Source organism: Kosakonia sp. YIM B13571 (assembly GCF_042788095.1).
GTDB classification, from domain to species: Bacteria; Pseudomonadota; Gammaproteobacteria; order Enterobacterales; family Enterobacteriaceae; genus Kosakonia; species Kosakonia quasisacchari.
In genome coordinates this window covers 126,510-143,600 of the sequence record NZ_JBHZPL010000006.1, presented here as the reverse complement: position 1 = coordinate 143,600, position 17,091 = coordinate 126,510, and the positions used below count along the sequence as shown (strand labels likewise).

Here is a 17,091-nt window from a genome sequence, read left to right as displayed (position 1 = left end):
GCGCAAGCAAAGAGGATTATTTTATGAGCAGAACTATTTTTTGTACCTTCCTGCAACACGAAGCAGAAGGGCAAGACTTCCAGCTCTATCCGGGCGATCTCGGAAAACGCATTTACAATGAGATCTCGAAAGAGGCCTGGAAGCAGTGGCAGCATAAGCAAACCATGCTGATCAACGAGAAAAAACTCAACATGATGAACGTCGAGCATCGCAAGTTGCTGGAAGAGGAAATGGTGAATTTCCTGTTTGAAGGCAAAGACGTGCACATTGAAGGCTATACGCCGCAAGAAAAAAAATAAGCCGCTGTTCACGCGCAATCACTGGTAGTGCCGCGAATGCATGGGAAGGCATTGCCAGTGCGCAGAGGACACCGGCGCTAACACACCAACACAATTGCATCCCGGAATGATGAAAAAATATTTAGCGCTAGCGATTATTGCGCCGTTGCTGATTTCTTGTTCCAGTTCGAATAAAACGGGCGACGATTACAACGAAGCCTGGATTAAAGACACCAACGGTTTTGACATCCTGATGGGTCAATTCGCCCATAATATTGAGAATTTATGGGGGTTTAACGAAGTTCTGATCGCAGGCCCAAAGGACTACGTTAAATACACCGACCAGTACCAAACCCGCAGCCACATCAACTTCGATGAGGGGACGATCACCGTCGAGACGATCTCCGGCACCGATCCTGCGGCGCATTTGCGCCAGGCGATTATCAAAACCCTGTTGATGGGCGACGATCCGGGTTCTATCGATCTTTACTCCGATGTTGACGATATTCAGATCTCGAAAGAGCCGTTCCTGTATGGCCAGGTGCTGGATAACAACGGCGAAGCCATTCGCTGGCAATGGCGCGCAGCGCAGTTTGCTGACTATTTGCTGCAAACGCGGCTGAAAAGTCGCAGCAATGGTTTACGCATGATCTACAGCGTGACCATTAACCTGGTGCCAAACCATCTGGATAAACGCGCGCATAAATACGTCGGTATGGTGCGTAAAGCGTCGCATAAATATGGCGTTGAAGAGTCGCTGATTCTGGCGATTATGCAAACCGAATCCTCCTTTAACCCGTACGCCGTTAGCCGCTCCGATGCGCTGGGCTTAATGCAGGTAGTGCAGCACAGCGCCGGTAAAGATGTGTTCCGCGCGCAGGGGAAATCTGGTACGCCCGATCGCAGTTATCTGTTTGATCCACAAAGCAACATTGATACCGGCACCGCCTATCTGGCGATGTTGAATAACGTTTATCTCTCCGGTATTAATAACCCAACATCACGACGCTATGCGGTCATTACCGCTTACAACGGCGGTGCTGGCAGCGTGTTACGCGTCTTTTCCGCCGATAAAGTGCAGGCGGCGAATATTATCAATACCATGACGCCAGGAGATGTATATCAAACTCTGACCACGCGTCACCCCTCGGCGGAATCCCGCCGCTATCTCTACAAAGTTAACGCTGCGCAGAAAACCTATCGTCGCAACTAATCTGGTGCCTCTTTCGTCTGTACCGACGAAAGAGGCATAAGGTATTCATGTGAGTGATGCAAACGGTTGCGCAAAATTGTGAGATACGTCACCATATAAAAATGTAATCAGAGGAAGTTTGCATTTTTATGTCGGGCATAACAAATTCGCCACCCCGTAGATGGTAGAATCCTGACACATAACAAACGCAATTGTGCCCATTCCAACATCTATCACTCTCCTTTGTGAGGAAATTAGCATGAATCTTAAGCTGCAGCTGAAAGTCATCATCTTTCTGCAGTTCTGCCTGTGGGGAAGCTGGCTGACTACGCTTGGCTCTTATATGTTCGTTACCCTTAAATTCCAGGGCGCGGAAATTGGCGCGGTATATAGCTCGCTGGGTATTGCATCACTGCTGATGCCAACGCTGCTCGGTATCGTTGCGGACAAATGGCTCAGCGCAAAATGGGTGTATGCGCTGTGTCATCTGGTTGGGGCGATTACGCTGTTTATCGCCGCAGGCGTTACCACGCCTGGCGCAATGTTTGTCATCATCCTGCTTAACTCGCTGGCCTACATGCCAACGCTGGGCCTGGTGAACACCATTTCCTACTTCCGCCTGAAATCTGCTGGCCACGATATCGTGACCGATTTCCCACCGATTCGTATCTGGGGCACTATTGGCTTCATCCTGGCGATGTGGGCGGTGAGCTTCTCCGGTTTCGAACTGAGCCATATGCAACTCTACATTGGTGCGGCGCTGTCGCTGGTACTGAGCCTGTTCTCTCTGACGCTGCCGCATATGCCGGTTGCTAAAAACAAAGAGAAACAGACCTGGGTGGAGATGCTGGGCCTGAATGCTTTCGCGCTGTTTAAAAACAAACGCATGGCGATCTTCTTTATCTTCTCGATGCTGCTGGGTGCCGAGCTGCAGATCACCAATATGTTCGGCAACACTTTCCTGCACAGCTTCGACGCGAACCCGTTATTCGCCAATAGTTTCATCGTCACGCATGCTTCGGTGATGATGTCGATTTCGCAGATTTCCGAAACCGCGTTTATTCTGGCTATCCCGTTCTTTATGAGCCGTTACGGCATCAAGAACGTGATGATGATCAGTATCATTGCCTGGGTACTGCGTTTTGGTCTGTTTGCCTATGGCGACCCGACGCCGTTCGGTACGGTGCTGCTGGTTCTGTCGATGATCGTCTACGGTTGCGCATTCGACTTCTTCAACATTTCCGGTTCGGTATTCGTGGAAAAAGAGGTGAATCCGGCTATCCGCGCCAGCGCGCAGGGAATGTTGCTGATGATGACCAACGGTTTCGGCTGTATCCTCGGCGGAATGGTGAGCGGCAAAGTGGTTGAGATCTACACCACTGCGGGCATCACCGACTGGAAAACCGTGTGGCTGATTTTCGCCAGTTACTCACTAGTGCTGGCCTTCGCCTTCGTGATGCTGTTTAAATATAAACACGTGCGCGAACCGGCAGGCGTAGCGCAGAAAGCCTAAGCCCCATCACCGCCTCTCTGGAGGCGGTTCAAAGATGAAAAAATAAAACCCGGCCTGAATGCCGGGTTTTTTATGGCCATTTGAACACCACTTTCTGGGGCGGTGGTCAGCAACTGGCTTTGGCTTTATTGTCTTTGGATTTACATCGTTCAGAACAGGCAAAGATTTTTTAGTAAGGCTTTTAATGCGCGCCGCTGAGTCGCAATCAATACCCTCTGCTATACAGATGATTTTTTATGGACGTTTTACAGCCCGGCAAGAACCCAGGCTACCGCCAGCAGATCCGCACTACCGCCGGGGCTTAAACGGCGCGCCATTAACGCATCATCCATTTCGCGCAGCGCGTCGCTATCCCAACCAGATACCAACAATCTCGCCGCATAATCCTGGACGTAGTGCAGTCCTTCAATACCGCCGCGTGATACCAGATTGCTGTCGCGGTTCGCGGCCATCAGGCGCAGCAACGCATTATGTAACCGCCGCTCCCCGTGCTCCTGGTGCCAGAACGGCAACACCGCGCGACGCACGGTGATAAACCCCTGCTCTGCTTCACCGCGCGCGCCCGTCAGCCCATACTGGCGAAACTGTTTTTCACCCGCCGTTATAGCCTGTGGGCGATCAGCCAGTTCACGTGCCACTAATCCACAGCAGATTTCACTCACCTGCTGGCAAAGCGCGTCAGCGCTAACCATGCGCCCTTGTCCTTGCAAACGTCCGGCGGCGAAACAGAGCAGGCCAAGAGAAAAAATGCCGCCCTTATGTGTGTTCACGCCCTCTGTCGCCGTGAACATCGCTTGTTCACAGGCAATGCCCATCGGACGCAGCAGCCGTAGCTGTTCACTGGCCGGTTTCCGCGCATGGGCTTTTCCCGCCCCGGCAAACACCGTGAACCACGGCGTAATCGCCGCAATACTCTTTAAGAACAGCGCATGATCCATATCCTGGTGCGAGCCGTTATTCGCTCTGTCCACCAGCCCCGGTTTGGGGGTTAAATCCAGCTCAAGGCGCAGCGCCTGCGCCGCAAGTTCAGGCACGTCCGCTATGACGGATTTAGTCGCGAGCAAACCAGCCATCGATTAACCTCTCCACGCGAGCCACCACATCTTCTACCGAATGGCGACGTGAACGCGCACAACCGTGCGCAGGCTCATCACATACCAGGCAGCGGCGGGTATTTAAATCCAGCGAATGTCGCCCAACCTGCCCCTCTTTCGGGCAGAACACATCGAAATCCCACAGTCTGCCAAGCGGATGAGTCTGTTCCATCTCTACGCATTGCGCTTTGATTTCCACCGCCGGATGCTCCACGCACCACAGCGCTTCCGCACCGGTTGGCAGCCACAACACCTGTCGGTCCAGCACGCGCCAGTGGTTTTGCCACAGCAACTGGTCGCAGGCCTGGAGTGCCACACCCATGGTATTGCGGTAGCGAATACTGTCTTTTACCGCGCCGGGGGTAACCAGCGTCAGCGAAATAACCGGTTGTTGATAGTGAGTGAGCCAGTCAGCCTGACGCGCCGCGCGGCTATCTTTCGCCGCCAGCAGCGCTTCGAGGCTGACGCCCGCTCTCACGGGCGTCAGTGTGGTCATAGATTGTCCTCTTTAACCTGGCGAACAACGTCAATCACGCTGCCATCGCGATAGCGGATCACGCCAACAATGCGGTCAGTGAATGCGATCGGTTTCGGTTCGCCGGTCAGTGAAATCGCACGCTGGTAAAGCGCTTCGATGTCGACGATTTTCAGGCCTGCTGCCAGCAAACGCTCGCGAATATCCGGGCGCGCCGGGTTAACAGCGATGCCGTGATCGGTGACCAGCACGTCGATACTTTCCCCTGGTGTCAGCAACGTAGTGACGCGCTTCACGACGGTAGGAATGCGGCTACGCAGTAATGGCGCCACGACGATGGTCAGGTTCGCCGCTGCCGCGACATCACAGTGGCCGCCGGATGCGCCACGCATCACGCCATCAGAACCGGTGATGACGTTAACGTTGAAGTCGACATCGATCTCCAGCGCGCTGAGGATCACCACATCCAGTTGATCGCAACTTGCAGCTTTACCGCCCGGATTAGCATAAACGTTGGTGGAGATCTCGACATGGTTTGGGTTACGGTGCAGCGAAGCCGCCGCTTCGCCATCGAAACACTGCGTATCCAGCAGTTTTTCAATCAACCCTTTCTCATGCAGATCCACCAGGCTACCGGTGATGCCGCCTAGTGCGAAGCGGGCTTTTACGCCGTGGCGCTCCATTTTTTCTTCCATGAAACGCGTCGCCGCGGTCGCTGCTGCGCCGGAGCCGGTCTGCATGGAAAAGCCCTCTTTAAAATAACCGGAGTGCTCGATCACATCCGCGGCATAACGGGCGATCATTAGCTCTCGCGGATTGCTGGTGACGCGTGCCGCGCCGACGCTGATTTTCGCCGGATCGCCCACGCTCTCCACCTGCACAATCAGATCCACCTGATCCTGACCAAGACTCGCTGGCATGTTCGGGAATGGCACCAGTTCTTCGGTCAGCAACACTACTTTTTTAGCAAACTGCGCATCAACCATCGCGTAACCCAGCGAGCCACAGCAGGATTTCCCCTGTGTGCCGTTGGCGTTGCCGAATTCGTCGCTGCACGGCACGCCAAGAAAAGCGACATCAATATTCAGCTCGCCATCCTGCAACAGCTTCACGCGGCCACCGTGGGAGTGAATTTGAACCGGTTCCGCCATCAATCCGTGAGAGATAGCATCCGCCAGCTTGCCGCGCATCCCGGAAGTGTAAATACGCGAAATCACACCGTTCTGAATATGCTCGATCAGCGCATCGTTGCAGGTCATCAGCGAACTGGAAGCCAGCGTCAGGTTTTTAAAACCCAGCCGCGCCAGCATTGCCACAACGTTGTTAATAACACGATCGCCTTCGCGAAATGCGTGGTGGAAAGAGATGGTCATGCCGTCTTTCAGACCGCTACGGGCAATCGCGTCTTCCAGCGTAGCGCAGAGTTTACGCGTGTGTTTGGTGTTGATATCCGCCAGCCACGGTGTCGCCGCGTGAGCGCTATCAAAGGGTTTTAAATCACGCAGATGAGGAAAATTAACGTGAAGAAGCTCGGTTTGATTCATTGTTCTGTCCTTAACGACGCACGCCGGACGCAGCCGCACGTTCCAGCACCATCTGCGCGTGATTAATAATGGGGGCGTCAATCATTTTGCCGTTCAGCGAAACCACGCCCAGGCCGTTGCGCTCGCCCTCTTCCGCCGCTTCGATAACCACTTTCGCGTGATCCACTTCCTGCTGGGTTGGTGCATAGGCGTTATGCAGCAGATCGATTTGACGCGGGTTGATCAGCGACTTGCCGTTGAAACCCATTTTGCGCACAAGATCGACTTCGCGCAGGAAACCGGCTTCATCATTTACGTCTGACCACACTACGTCGAACGCATCAATTCCGGCGGCGCGCGCAGCGTGCAGCACGGCGCAGCGCGCGTAGAACAGCTCAGTGCCGTCTCCACGTTCGGTTTGCATATCCATTACGTAGTCAAACGCGGCCAGCGCGATACCAATTAAGCGCTGCGAGCTGCGCGCAATCGCGACGGCATTAATAACGCCAATCGCCGATTCAATCGCCGCCATTACGCGAGTCGATCCCACTTCGCGACCGCAGGCCAGTTCGATGCGCTCGAGGTGGCGTTCCAGTTCGTAGATATCTTCCGGCGTATCCGTTTTCGGTAAACGCACCACGTCAACACCGGCGCGAACCACCGCTTCCAGATCCGGCAGACCAAAAGGTGTGTTCAATGGATTAATACGCACCACGGTTTCCATATCCTGATACATCGGGTGTTGCAGCGCATGGAACACCAGCAGGCGCGCGGTGTCTTTCTCGCGCAGCGCTACCGCGTCTTCCAGGTCGAACATGATCGAATCCGGGCGGTAGATAAAGGCAGTGGAGAGCATGGCGGCGTTAGCGCCTGGCAGGAACAGCATGCTACGACGTAGTTTTTTCACAGCAGTTTCCCCCAGTCGATTTCCGTGCCTTCGGCAGCGCGCAGAATAGCGCTTTGCAGACGGGCACGGATAACGCAGTCCAGTGCGCCTTTGTCTTCAATGATGATTAAACCCTGGCGGACTTCCATCGCACGCAGCGTGGCATCCACCACCTTGCGGATTTGATCGCCGAACTGCTTCATCACCTCGCTATGGATAACAATATCCAGCTCGCCTTCTGCGGGGGCGATTTTCACCATCAGGTCACTGGACTCCATCGTCCCGGCCAGCGCCTCCCTTACAATTTTCATAGTTATTTTCCTGATTTTTAAGCGACTTCCGCGCTGTAATGAGACTCAAGGTGCGCAAAAGTGGTATCCGGTACAATTTCCCGAATACGGGAAAACTGGTGTGTTTTAAGTAAACGACGCACTTCCGAGGCGGAGATGGCGGTGCCGGTCGCTTTAATGCGCGGAACTTCCACCACCTCGACCGCACCTGCCAGCAACTGATGCATAGTCTGGTTGTACTGGCGGGTGATATCGCAAAACGGCTCGCTGCCGATAAAGCGGTGGGTAATACCCAGCGCCGGGGCAATATGGTTTCGGAAGATGAGCAGGTCGATTTCGCTCCACGCCTGCTGCACTTTGCCGGTCTCTTTGAGGAAATAGGCCGGAAAGGTAGCGCGGGAAATAATGTACTGAGAGCCTTCGTGAACCGTGACATTTGGTAAGTGCGCCACGCCTGCTTTCACCATTTTCAACCGAGCGGAGAAAGGAAAGAACGAGGCGTCTTCACGCACCACAAACAGATGCAACCAGTCGCAGGCCTGTGCAGCCTGCTCAACCAGATGGCGATGGCCAAGCGTGAAAGGATTGGCGTTCATCACAATGGCACCGATGCGCTTTCCGGCAACGCGGCGCGCCTGCAAAGTGCGGCAGTAACGCTGAATGCCAGACGGTGTATTTTCCATCAATATTGCGTTGTTGCCGCTCTGGGCCACCGGCCAAAAACCGCTGTGCTGGAAACGCTCCCGATTGCAAGGGCGCGTGCACAGGAACAGATGAAAATGTCCGCGCGCCAGCGCCAGGTGCTCTACTTCGGCTAACAGTCGTGCGCTAAGGTTTTCACCACGCAACTGTTCCTCAACCGCTACGCACTTAATGACGTTGGCGGCAAGACCTGCACAACCCACCAGCCGGTTTCCCGACCAGGCTTCAACGAAAGTGGTGATATCGCTGTCCATTCCTAAACCACTGTCTGCGAGCAACGTGCGGATAGAGGCCAGCCGTTGAGTATTGCCGTTGACTTCCGCAACACGGAAGTCGATGGAGGGTCGTGCTTGCATCGTATTGCCTTCGTCCTTAGTGCGCTGCCGTCAGCGCATGGGCTGGCGCATCAATAATCACATTGCTGAGGTGACCGATATTTTCGATCTCCACTTCGATGCGATCGCCCGCTTTCATAAACAGCGGCGGATTGCGTTTCTTACCCACGCCGCCCGGTGAGCCGGTGATGATGACGTCGCCCGGTGTCAGGCTGGTAAAGGTGCTGATGTACTCGATAAGCTCGGCGACTTTGTGGATCATGCTGGCGGTGTTGTCATCCTGCACCATACGACCATTCAACCAAGTGCGGATGGCGAGCTGATGTGGATCAGGGATCTCATCCGCCGTGGTCATCCATGGGCCAAACGCGCCGGTCTGCCGCCAGTTTTTACCTGCGGTGAACCAGGTGTGCTGCCAGTCACGCGCGGAGCCATCCATGTAGCAGCTGTAACCTGCAACATGGCTTAACGCTGCGTCACGAGAGATGTTTTCACCGCCTTTACCGATGATCACTGCCAGCTCACCTTCGTAGTCGAATTCGCTGGAGTGGCGCGGTTTCAGCACCGGCGCATTATGCCCGGTTTGCGAATCGGCGAAGCGCACAAACAGCGTCGGCGCCGGGTTATGTTGATCGAACTCTTTGCGTTTTTCGGCGTAGTTCATGCCGACGCAGAGAATTTTCCCCGGGTTTTCAATAACCGGCAGGAAGTTGAGATCGTCAAAGCGCAGATCCGTCGCTTCACCGCTCAGCTGTTGCGCCTCACTCAGCGCGTCGGCCGCGAGCAACGATTTCAAATCACCGTAGCGGTCGCCCAGGCGCTGGCCCAGATTGATGACGCCATCAGCCTTAACGATGCCGTAGCTACGGATCCCCTGATGGACAAAGCTTGCGAGTTTCATATCAGTTCCTGTAATGCTTAATCAGACGAGGAAATTGCCAAGAACCAGCAGCGATACCGACACATTGATCGCACCGCCAATACGGGTCGCAATCTGTGCAAACGGCATCAGGCTCATACGGTTACCGGCAGTCAGGATGGCAACATCCCCTGTACCACCCTGGCCGCTCTGGCAGCAGGAAACGATGGCGACATCAATCGGATGCATGCCAATCTTTTTACCTACGAAGAAGCCAGTGGCAACCAGCGCGGAAACGGTACTCACGATCACCAGCAGGTTATTGAGAGTGAAAGCATGAACCAGCTCTTCCCACGGCGTAATGGCAACGCCCACGGCGAAGAGAATTGGGTAAGTCACAGAGGTCTGGAAGAATTTATAGACCACCTGAGAACCTTCCAGCAGGCGCGGAGAAACACCGTGCGCCAGCTTAACCAGCACGGCAGCAAACAACATGCCGACCGGTGCAGGCAGGCCAATCAGTTTGTGGCCAAGCATCCCGATCATGTACAGCAACACTGCCAGCAGTGCGCCCGCCGCAATAGTGGTGACATCAGTTTTACCGGAAAACGCGGGTGCAGCCGGCGCTTGTTCATCACCGTTGCTGCGGTTTGGCATCAGTTGGCCTTCACCGGTCAGATGCGGGAAGCGTTTACCCAACTGGTTCAGGCAGCCGGAAATAATGATTGCAGTCAAACCGCCCAGCATCACCATCGGTAATACACGACCCAGCGCAACACCTTGATCCATATGCAGCAGCGTGGCGTAACCGATAGAAAGCGGAATTGCACCTTCACCTACACCACCCGCCATGATGGGCAGAATGATAAAGAAGAAGATCTGGAACGGCTCCATACCCAGCGCCAGGCCAACGCCCATCCCTACCAGCATGCCCACGATTTCACCGCACAGCATCGGGAAGAAAATACGCAGGAAGCCCTGGATTAGGGTGGTGCGGTTCATGCTCATGATACTGCCGACAATGATGCAGCAGATGTAGAGATAGAGAATGTTGGTGGATTTGTAGAACTTGGTGGTGGACTCGACCACTACATCCGGCAGCAAACCGTAATACACCATTGCCGAAGGAATAAAGGTGGCGCAAATCGCCGCTGCGCCCAGTTTGCCCACGATCGGCAGACGTTTACCGAACTCACCGCAGGCAAAGCCGAAGAACGCCAGCGTTGCTACCATGACGACGATATCGCTCGGCAACTTGCCGCCAAGACAATCGATAGCAATTAACGCGCCGGCTAGCAGGAATAATGGCAGTGGAATAATCCCAACTTTCCACGTATCCATAATGTGCCACCACTTATCCTTAAGTGATGTTTTTTGAATCGCCAGCGATTCAGAGGTAACAGAAAATGAATCGTCAGTTGTGCTCATAATTAAGCCCCTTGGTTATTTTGTGACTGTAGAGTAAAGGGCTAAACTCGTACTTTATGTGAGGGATAGCATATTAAAACGGGAGTTTTAATGGCGCCTATGGTTTTTATGGTTTCTTTTATTTTGTGTGATTTACGCCTTAATTATTGCCGTGGTTTTTATGGTTTTTTTAAATAGAAATACAAGTTAATAACATTTCCAAAAAAGAATATTTAACAGATCGTTTTTCCGCGTCAGCGCTGGCTGTGCAAGGGATCACAAGTTTCCAGTAAACTGCGTACGCGTTCGCAAAAAGATGCTACATTGGCGCTTTGCTGGCTGCCGTGCGTACCGTCATGAAAGTATCCTTTCAAATCAAACTTTTTATTTCGCTGGTGCTTTTCTTCTCCGGCTTGTTCGTGCTGCTTGGCATTTATTATTACAAGGATGTTGGTCGCCAGCTATATCAGGAAATGAGCGCACGGGCAAAAATACAGGCCGAGGAAATAGCGATTATTCCGAATTTACGCCAATCGGTTGCCGAGAAAGATATTCGAGCCATCACGCAATTTATGCACAAAGTAGTAGCGCATAGCGATGCAAGCTTTATTGTTATTGGCGATGACAAAGGCATGCATTTATTTCATTCAGTCCATTCTAATGTGGTCGGAAAAACACTAGTGGGTGACGATAATACCGAGGTGTTGCGCGGAAAAAGCATCACCACTATCCGCAAAGGCGGGCTGGGTATTTCGTTACGCAGTAAAGCGCCGATTTTTGATGATGCCGGGCGCGTCATTGGGATTGTGTCGGTGGGGTATTTGACCAGTTATCTCGATACCATCACGCTCGGTAAAGTGATTAATATTTTTATTGCCGCTGTATTGCTGCTGGCGGCGCTGTTTATCTTTTCCTGGTTCTTTACCCGCAGCATTAAAAAACAGATCTTCTCCCTTGAGCCGCGGGAAATTGGCCTGCTGGTGCGCCAACAGAAGGCGATGATGGAGTCGATCTACGAAGGGGTGATCGCTATCGACAGCGATCTGCGCATCGAAGTGATCAATCAGGCAGCCCGTAAATTACTGGGGTTAAGCCAGCCGACTCGCGCGCTGCGAGGGCAAAATATAAGTGAGGTTATCTCCCCGGTGCCATTTTTCGTACGCTCGGTCATGCTGGAAAATGACACACACGACGAGATTTGCCGCTTCAACCAGTTGACAGTCATCGCCAGCCGGGTGCGCATCATGCTGGAAGATAAATTGCAGGGTTGGGTGATCACCTTTCGCGATCGCAACGAGATAGATACGCTGAGTGCGCAACTAAGCCAGGTGAAACGCTATGTTGATAACCTGCGCGTTATGCGCCATGAGCAACTGAACCGAATGACCACGCTCTCTGGGCTGCTGCATATGGAGCGCTACGATGAAGCTGTGCGTTACATTCAGGCACAGTCAGAGCATGCACAGGAGCTGCTGGACTTTATCTCTTCGCGATTTAGCTCGCCGACGCTGTGCGGCTTGCTGCTGGGTAAAGCGGCGCGCGCCCGTGAAAAAGGTGTAGAACTGGCCTTTGATCCCCTGTGTCAGATGGACAGACCATGTCGGTTATTGGGTGAAGCGGAAATCATCTCGATCATCGGCAACCTGCTGGATAACGCCATTGAAGCGACCCAGCGTGCCGCGTTGCCGCATGAACCAGTGGAAGTGTTGATTTTGCTGAACGAACGGGAATTGATTATTGAAGTGGCGGATCGCGGTATCGGTATTGACCCGTCGATTCGCGATCACATTTTTGAACGCGGGATGACCACCAAGCGCAGTGGCGATCACGGTATCGGTCTGTACCTGATAGCCAGCTATGTTACGCAAGTGGGCGGATCGATTGAGGTCTCCGCTAACGAGCCTCGCGGCACGATTTTCTCTTTGTTTATTCCTGAAACGGGCAACGTACTGCGTCCCGTGCCGACCCTGGAAGATCAGAATTATGCAACATGAACTGATAGACGTGCTGATAGTAGAAGATGAAAACACGCTTGCGCAGCTTAATGCGGAACTGGTCAGCAGACACCCACGCCTGCGCCTGGTTGGTATTGCCTCGTCACTTGCCGAAGCGCGCGAATTATTGAGCAACACGCAGCCGCAACTAGTTTTGCTGGATAACTACTTACCGGATGGTAAAGGCATTACCCTTATCAACGATCCGCAGATTATTCAGGCAAACTGCTCGGTAATTTTTATTACCGCCGCCAGCGATATGGACACCTGTAGCCAGGCGATCCGCAATGGCGCGTTCGATTATATTCTCAAACCCGTGTCGTGGAAGCGGCTGAGCCAGTCGCTGGAGCGCTTTGTGCAATTCGCCGAGCAGCAACGGGTGTGGAAAATTGTCGACCAGCAGAATGTGGACTCGCTTTACCAGTTACAGGCAAAGAATTTCCGCCAGGATAACGGCAGTAAAGGTATTGAAGAGAGTACACTGGCGCTGATTCAGAAGCTGTTTGCCGACGAGATCGCGCGCTGTTTCTCCGTCGATGAAGTGGTGAACGAAACGGGGCTAAGTAAAACCACTACCCGACGCTATCTTGAACACTGTGTGGAAGCCGGTTTTTTGGCGGTGGAGATGCAGTACGGGAAAATTGGTCACCCGAGGCGTATGTACCGCCGCGTTGCCGCATGAGACTACCCCTCATCGCGTCTGGATGAGGGGCCAAAAAACTACTTCAGTACATAACCGAACAGGCGCTTGATGCCGTCGGTATCGGTCTCGGAATAAACCCCCTGCAGTTCCGGTGAAAAGCCCGGCAGCAGATTGACCCCCTCCTCCAGCGCGAGGAAATAGCGCTGCACCGCACCACCCCACACTTCTCCCGGCACCACGCAGAGCACGCCCGGTGGATAGGGCAGCGCGCCTTCGGCAGCGATGCGCCCTTCCGCCTTACTGATACGCACCAACTCAACATTGCCGCGAATAAACTCGCTATTGGCATCCTGCGGGTTCATTACTACTGCTGGCAGACTGGCTTTGCGGAACATCGCCTTTTGCAGATCTTTTACGTCAAAACTCACGTAAAGATCGTGCATCTCCTGGCATAGCTCACGCAGTGTGTAGTCGCGATAACGTACCGGATATTTATTAAAAATGGTTGGCAGCACGTCAGCCAGCGGAGTGTCGTCTTCAATATGTTGTTCGAACTGGGCAAGCATCGCCACTAGCTGCGCCATCTTCTCGGCGCTTTCAGCCGGCGTCAGCAGGAACAGGATCGAGTTGAGATCGCACTTCTCTGGCACAATGCCATTTTCACGCAGGTAGTGCGCCAGAATGGTGGCCGGAATGCCAAACTCAGTATATTCCCCGGTTTCCACGTCGATGCCCGGCGTAGTCAGCAGCAGCTTGCAGGGATCAACAAAATATTGCTCGTGCGCATAACCTTCAAAACCGTGCCATTTATCGCCCGGCTCAAAGCTGAAGAAGCGCCGCTCGCGGGCGATCACTTCTGTCGGGTGATCCTGCCATGGTCGCCCGGCGATTTCCGGCGGCACAAAAGGTTTGATCATCTTACAGTTAGCGATGATCGCTTTGCGCGCTTCAATGCCCAGCGCCACGCATTCTGCCCACAGACGACGCCCGCTCTCGCCCTGATGGATCTTGGCGTTAACGTCCAGCGCGGCAAACAACGGGTAAAATGGGCTGGTTGACGCATGCAGCATAAAGGCATTGTTCAGCCGTTTATGCGGACAAAAACGCGCCTGCCCGCGCAGATGGTTATCTTTTTTGTGGATCTGCGAAGTTTGTGAAAACCCGGCTTGCTGTTTATGCACCGACTGGGTGACAAAAATGCCCGGATCGTTCTCGTTCAGCTCCAGCAGCAGCGGCGAGCAGTCCGCCATCATCGGGATAAATTGCTCGTACCCTACCCAGGCCGAATCAAACAGAATGTAGTCGCACAGGCTGCCGATCTTGTCGATCACCTGCCGTGCGTTGTAGATCGTGCCGTCGTAAGTACCAAGCTGGATCACCGCCAGACGGAACGGGCGCGGCTGATCTGCCTTTTCCGGCGCGACTTCGCGGATCAGCTCACGCAGGTAAGTTTCATCAAAGCAGTGATCGTCAATGCCACCAATAAAACCAAACGGGTTACGCGCCGCTTCCAGGTAGACCGGCGTTGCACCGGCCTGGATCAAGGCGCCATGATGGTTGGATTTGTGATTATTACGATCGAACAGCACCAGATCGCCACGCGTTAACAGCGCGTTGGTCACCACCTTGTTGGCGGCAGAAGTGCCGTTCAACACAAAATAGGTTTTATCGGCGTTGAACACCTTCGCGGCAAACTTCTGCGCATGTTTGGCCGAACCTTCGTGGATCAGCAAATCGCCAAGCTTGACGTCGGCGTTGCACATGTCGGCGCGAAATACGTTCTCGCCGAAGAATTCGTAAAACTGGCGACCCGCCGGGTGCTTTTTAAAGAACTCACCGTGCTGATGGCCAGGACAGGCAAACGTGCTGTTGTCCATTTCGACGTACTGGCGCAGCGTATCGAAAAATGGCGGCAGCAGATTATCTTCATAGTCACAGGCAGCGGTTTCCAGCTCCAGCCAATCCTGATCTTTACCGCCGATCACCGCTGTCACACCTTGCGGCGTGGTCTCCGGCTCTTGAGTGAACAAAAAAACCGGCAGGTTAAACCCCGTCCGTTTGAGCAACGCAAGAATGCCGCTGCGACTCTCCGCTAATGTCATGACGACTGCCGCAACATCCGTAAAATCGGTACTCTCCAGCGTCACCACTTCGCGGTGGGTGGAAAGCGCAGATATCAGCTCGCGGCTGACGGCAATTTTCATTGATTTCATAAGCACGAATACCCGTTTCAGGGGAGTAAAAGACCCCGGACAAAGCAGTTGCCTCGCCCAACGAACGTGTCTGACTGGAACCAGCTCCGACCGCCAGACATCAGTAAAAGCAGACAGCTTCTGATCTTACTGTTGTCCTACAGTGAGCGTGCGTTACCCTCACCGCATGGTGAGAAAAGTATGGGGTAAAATGACACGGGCAGCCGACTGTATGCAGGTGCAAAGCGAATGATAAACAGCGGCGATGTACGTCATCAGACAGCTCCCGTTAGGTGGAATAAAATTCGCGCAATCATGTCACCTTTCCCAAAGAGGCGCAACCAGGCCGGGCGTGGTTGCGCATAAAAATGCTATTCTACGCGGTATATTATTCAGTTATATGAAACACAGGAGTGACTCGTGCTTACAGGTCCTTTTATTAACGCCGCCGCGGTACTGATTGGCGGTACCCTTGGCGCGTTGCTCAGCCACCGCCTGCCCGAGCGCATCCGTTCCTCAATGCCTTCGATTTTCGGTCTTGCGTCGCTGGGTCTCGGTATTTTGCTGGTGATCAAATGCGTGAATTTGCCCGTAATGGTGCTCGCCACGCTGGTCGGTACGTTAATTGGCGAGCTTTGTTATGTTGAGCGCGGCATCAGCGGTGGCGTCAACGCGCTACGAAACCTGCTGCAAAAACGCAAAGACGGTGATGCCAACAGCGCTCACGAGTCGTTTATTCAGAGCCTGGTGGCAATCATTATTCTGTTCTGCGCCAGCGGTACCGGGATTTTTGGCGCCATGCGTGAAGGGATGACCGGCGATCCGAGTATTCTGATCGCCAAAGCTTTTCTCGATTTCTTTACCGCCGTGATCTTCGCCACTTCACTCGGTTTTGCTGTCGCGATGATCTCCGTGCCGATGCTGATTATCCAGCTTACCCTCGCCACCTGCGCAACGCTGATCCTGCCGCTGACCACGCCCGCAATGATGGATGATTTCACCGCCGTTGGCGGCATTTTGCTACTGGCAACCGGGTTGCGCATCTGCGGCATTAAGATGTTTGCCGTGGCGAATATGCTACCCGCACTGGTGATTGCGATGCCGATTTCTGCCCTGTGGACAGCATTTTTTGCCTGAGCGAACGTGCATTATGTGTAAAGTGGTGATAGATTGTGCAGTCCGCAACGAATTGAAGAAATTTCGTTGACGGAGCGCAGCGAATCAGGTTTAATGCGGCCCGTTGCCCGGATAGCTCAGTCGGTAGAGCAGGGGATTGAAAATCCCCGTGTCCTTGGTTCGATTCCGAGTCCGGGCACCACTTATTCAGAGAACCCAGCCTATGGCTGGGTTTTTGCTTTTGGGGATGCGGACTCTCCATCGAACTGCGTTCGAATATTCGCCGCAAGCGGCTCCCCCCTTCGGAGCCAGCGCGACAAGCGCGCTGTTCAACTCCTTGCGGGTCTGAGTCGGGCACGACTATTTCTGAAGAACTCGCGCAAAAGGCTTTTTTTGCTTTAAGAGATACTCTAAATAGCCCGCCTCAGTTCCATGCGCTTTTTGAGCTCCCGGCCAAATTGACCCTGACCCAAAATAAGTGCAGTAAGCTCATCTCCAACCACGGGCAAGAGATCGTTCTTGCTACACCGTTTCCTGCACGTGACGGTACTTATAACTCTGCCAAATGTGGCGCAATCTTCTGTATGGGGAA

General features: G+C 53.6%; 15 protein-coding genes and 1 tRNA gene. 7 read left to right on the top strand and 9 right to left on the bottom strand.

Features of this window, described 5'->3' with window-relative positions; genetic code table 11:
• Positions 1-23: 23 nt before the first annotated feature.
• The 3 genes from ACFX4O_RS15975 to ACFX4O_RS15965 all read left to right on the top strand — a co-directional run bounded on the left by ACFX4O_RS15975 (position 24) and on the right by ACFX4O_RS15965 (position 2,983).
• Positions 24-299 carry an oxidative damage protection protein gene (locus ACFX4O_RS15975; protein ID WP_131408610.1) on the top strand — a complete coding sequence of 92 codons (276 nt, stop codon included), beginning with the start codon at positions 24-26 and terminating at the stop codon, positions 297-299.
• Between the two features lie 109 nt (positions 300-408).
• Positions 409-1,491, top strand: coding sequence for a membrane-bound lytic murein transglycosylase MltC (gene mltC / locus ACFX4O_RS15970; protein WP_131408612.1), 1,083 nt, complete (start codon positions 409-411; stop codon positions 1,489-1,491).
• A 238-nt stretch (positions 1,492-1,729) separates the two neighbouring features.
• Positions 1,730-2,983, top strand: a complete 1,254-nt coding sequence (locus tag ACFX4O_RS15965; RefSeq protein WP_380210884.1) for a nucleoside permease — start codon at positions 1,730-1,732, stop codon at positions 2,981-2,983.
• Between the two features lie 245 nt (positions 2,984-3,228).
• Here the strand turns inward: ACFX4O_RS15965 and citG are convergent, their stop codons facing one another.
• The 8 genes from citG to ACFX4O_RS15925 are packed head-to-tail and all read right to left on the bottom strand — an operon-like array spanning position 3,229 to position 10,575.
• The gene (citG, locus tag ACFX4O_RS15960) at positions 3,229-4,056 is read right to left on the bottom strand and encodes a triphosphoribosyl-dephospho-CoA synthase CitG (protein ID WP_380210882.1); all 828 of its coding nucleotides are present in this window, start codon (positions 4,054-4,056) and stop codon (positions 3,229-3,231) included.
• Entirely contained in the window at positions 4,034-4,573 is a 540-nt protein-coding gene (citX, locus tag ACFX4O_RS15955; protein ID WP_340223335.1) for a citrate lyase holo-[acyl-carrier protein] synthase, read from the bottom strand. Before citX ends, citG begins: the two co-directional genes overlap by 23 nt.
• Positions 4,570-6,096, bottom strand: a complete 1,527-nt coding sequence (citF, locus tag ACFX4O_RS15950) for a citrate lyase subunit alpha (RefSeq protein ID WP_131408619.1) — start codon at positions 6,094-6,096, stop codon at positions 4,570-4,572. The genes citX and citF overlap by 4 nt, the downstream gene beginning before the upstream one ends.
• A 10-nt stretch (positions 6,097-6,106) precedes the next feature.
• Positions 6,107-6,982, bottom strand: coding sequence for a citrate (pro-3S)-lyase subunit beta (gene citE / locus ACFX4O_RS15945; protein ID WP_086873483.1), 876 nt, complete (start codon positions 6,980-6,982; stop codon positions 6,107-6,109).
• A complete protein-coding gene (gene citD, locus ACFX4O_RS15940) occupies positions 6,979-7,272 on the bottom strand; it encodes a citrate lyase acyl carrier protein (protein WP_020455183.1) in 294 nt (97 codons plus the stop codon). The genes citE and citD overlap by 4 nt, the downstream gene beginning before the upstream one ends.
• Before the next feature lie 17 nt (positions 7,273-7,289).
• Positions 7,290-8,309, bottom strand: coding sequence for a [citrate (pro-3S)-lyase] ligase (citC, locus tag ACFX4O_RS15935; RefSeq protein WP_380210879.1), 1,020 nt, complete (start codon positions 8,307-8,309; stop codon positions 7,290-7,292).
• Between the two features lie 16 nt (positions 8,310-8,325).
• A complete protein-coding gene (locus ACFX4O_RS15930) occupies positions 8,326-9,189 on the bottom strand; it encodes a fumarylacetoacetate hydrolase family protein (protein ID WP_131408623.1) in 864 nt (287 codons plus the stop codon).
• A gap of 21 nt (positions 9,190-9,210) precedes the next feature.
• Positions 9,211-10,575 (bottom strand): 2-hydroxycarboxylate transporter family protein, encoded by a 1,365-nt coding sequence (locus ACFX4O_RS15925; RefSeq protein ID WP_131408625.1) that lies wholly within the window; start codon positions 10,573-10,575, stop codon positions 9,211-9,213.
• 335 nt (positions 10,576-10,910) lie between these two features.
• Here ACFX4O_RS15925 and ACFX4O_RS15920 point away from each other — a divergent pair, with 335 nt between their 5' ends.
• Entirely contained in the window at positions 10,911-12,548 is a 1,638-nt protein-coding gene (locus tag ACFX4O_RS15920; RefSeq protein ID WP_131408627.1) for a sensor histidine kinase, read from the top strand.
• Positions 12,538-13,230 carry a response regulator gene (locus ACFX4O_RS15915; RefSeq protein WP_131408629.1) on the top strand — a complete coding sequence of 231 codons (693 nt, stop codon included), beginning with the start codon at positions 12,538-12,540 and terminating at the stop codon, positions 13,228-13,230. The genes ACFX4O_RS15920 and ACFX4O_RS15915 overlap by 11 nt, the downstream gene beginning before the upstream one ends.
• A 38-nt stretch (positions 13,231-13,268) precedes the next feature.
• On the opposite strand, the gene ACFX4O_RS15910 is transcribed toward ACFX4O_RS15915, so the two are convergent.
• Positions 13,269-15,404 carry an ornithine decarboxylase gene (locus tag ACFX4O_RS15910; RefSeq protein ID WP_380210876.1) on the bottom strand — a complete coding sequence of 712 codons (2,136 nt, stop codon included), beginning with the start codon at positions 15,402-15,404 and terminating at the stop codon, positions 13,269-13,271.
• 399 nt (positions 15,405-15,803) lie between these two features.
• Between ACFX4O_RS15910 and ACFX4O_RS15905 the strand changes: the two genes are divergently transcribed.
• Both ACFX4O_RS15905 and ACFX4O_RS15900 read left to right on the top strand, forming a co-directional pair.
• The gene (locus ACFX4O_RS15905; RefSeq protein ID WP_380210874.1) at positions 15,804-16,520 is read left to right on the top strand and encodes a DUF554 domain-containing protein; all 717 of its coding nucleotides are present in this window, start codon (positions 15,804-15,806) and stop codon (positions 16,518-16,520) included.
• Positions 16,521-16,625: 105 nt separating this feature from the next.
• A tRNA-Phe gene (locus ACFX4O_RS15900) sits at positions 16,626-16,701 on the top strand.
• The last annotated feature ends 390 nt before the right edge of the window (positions 16,702-17,091 follow it).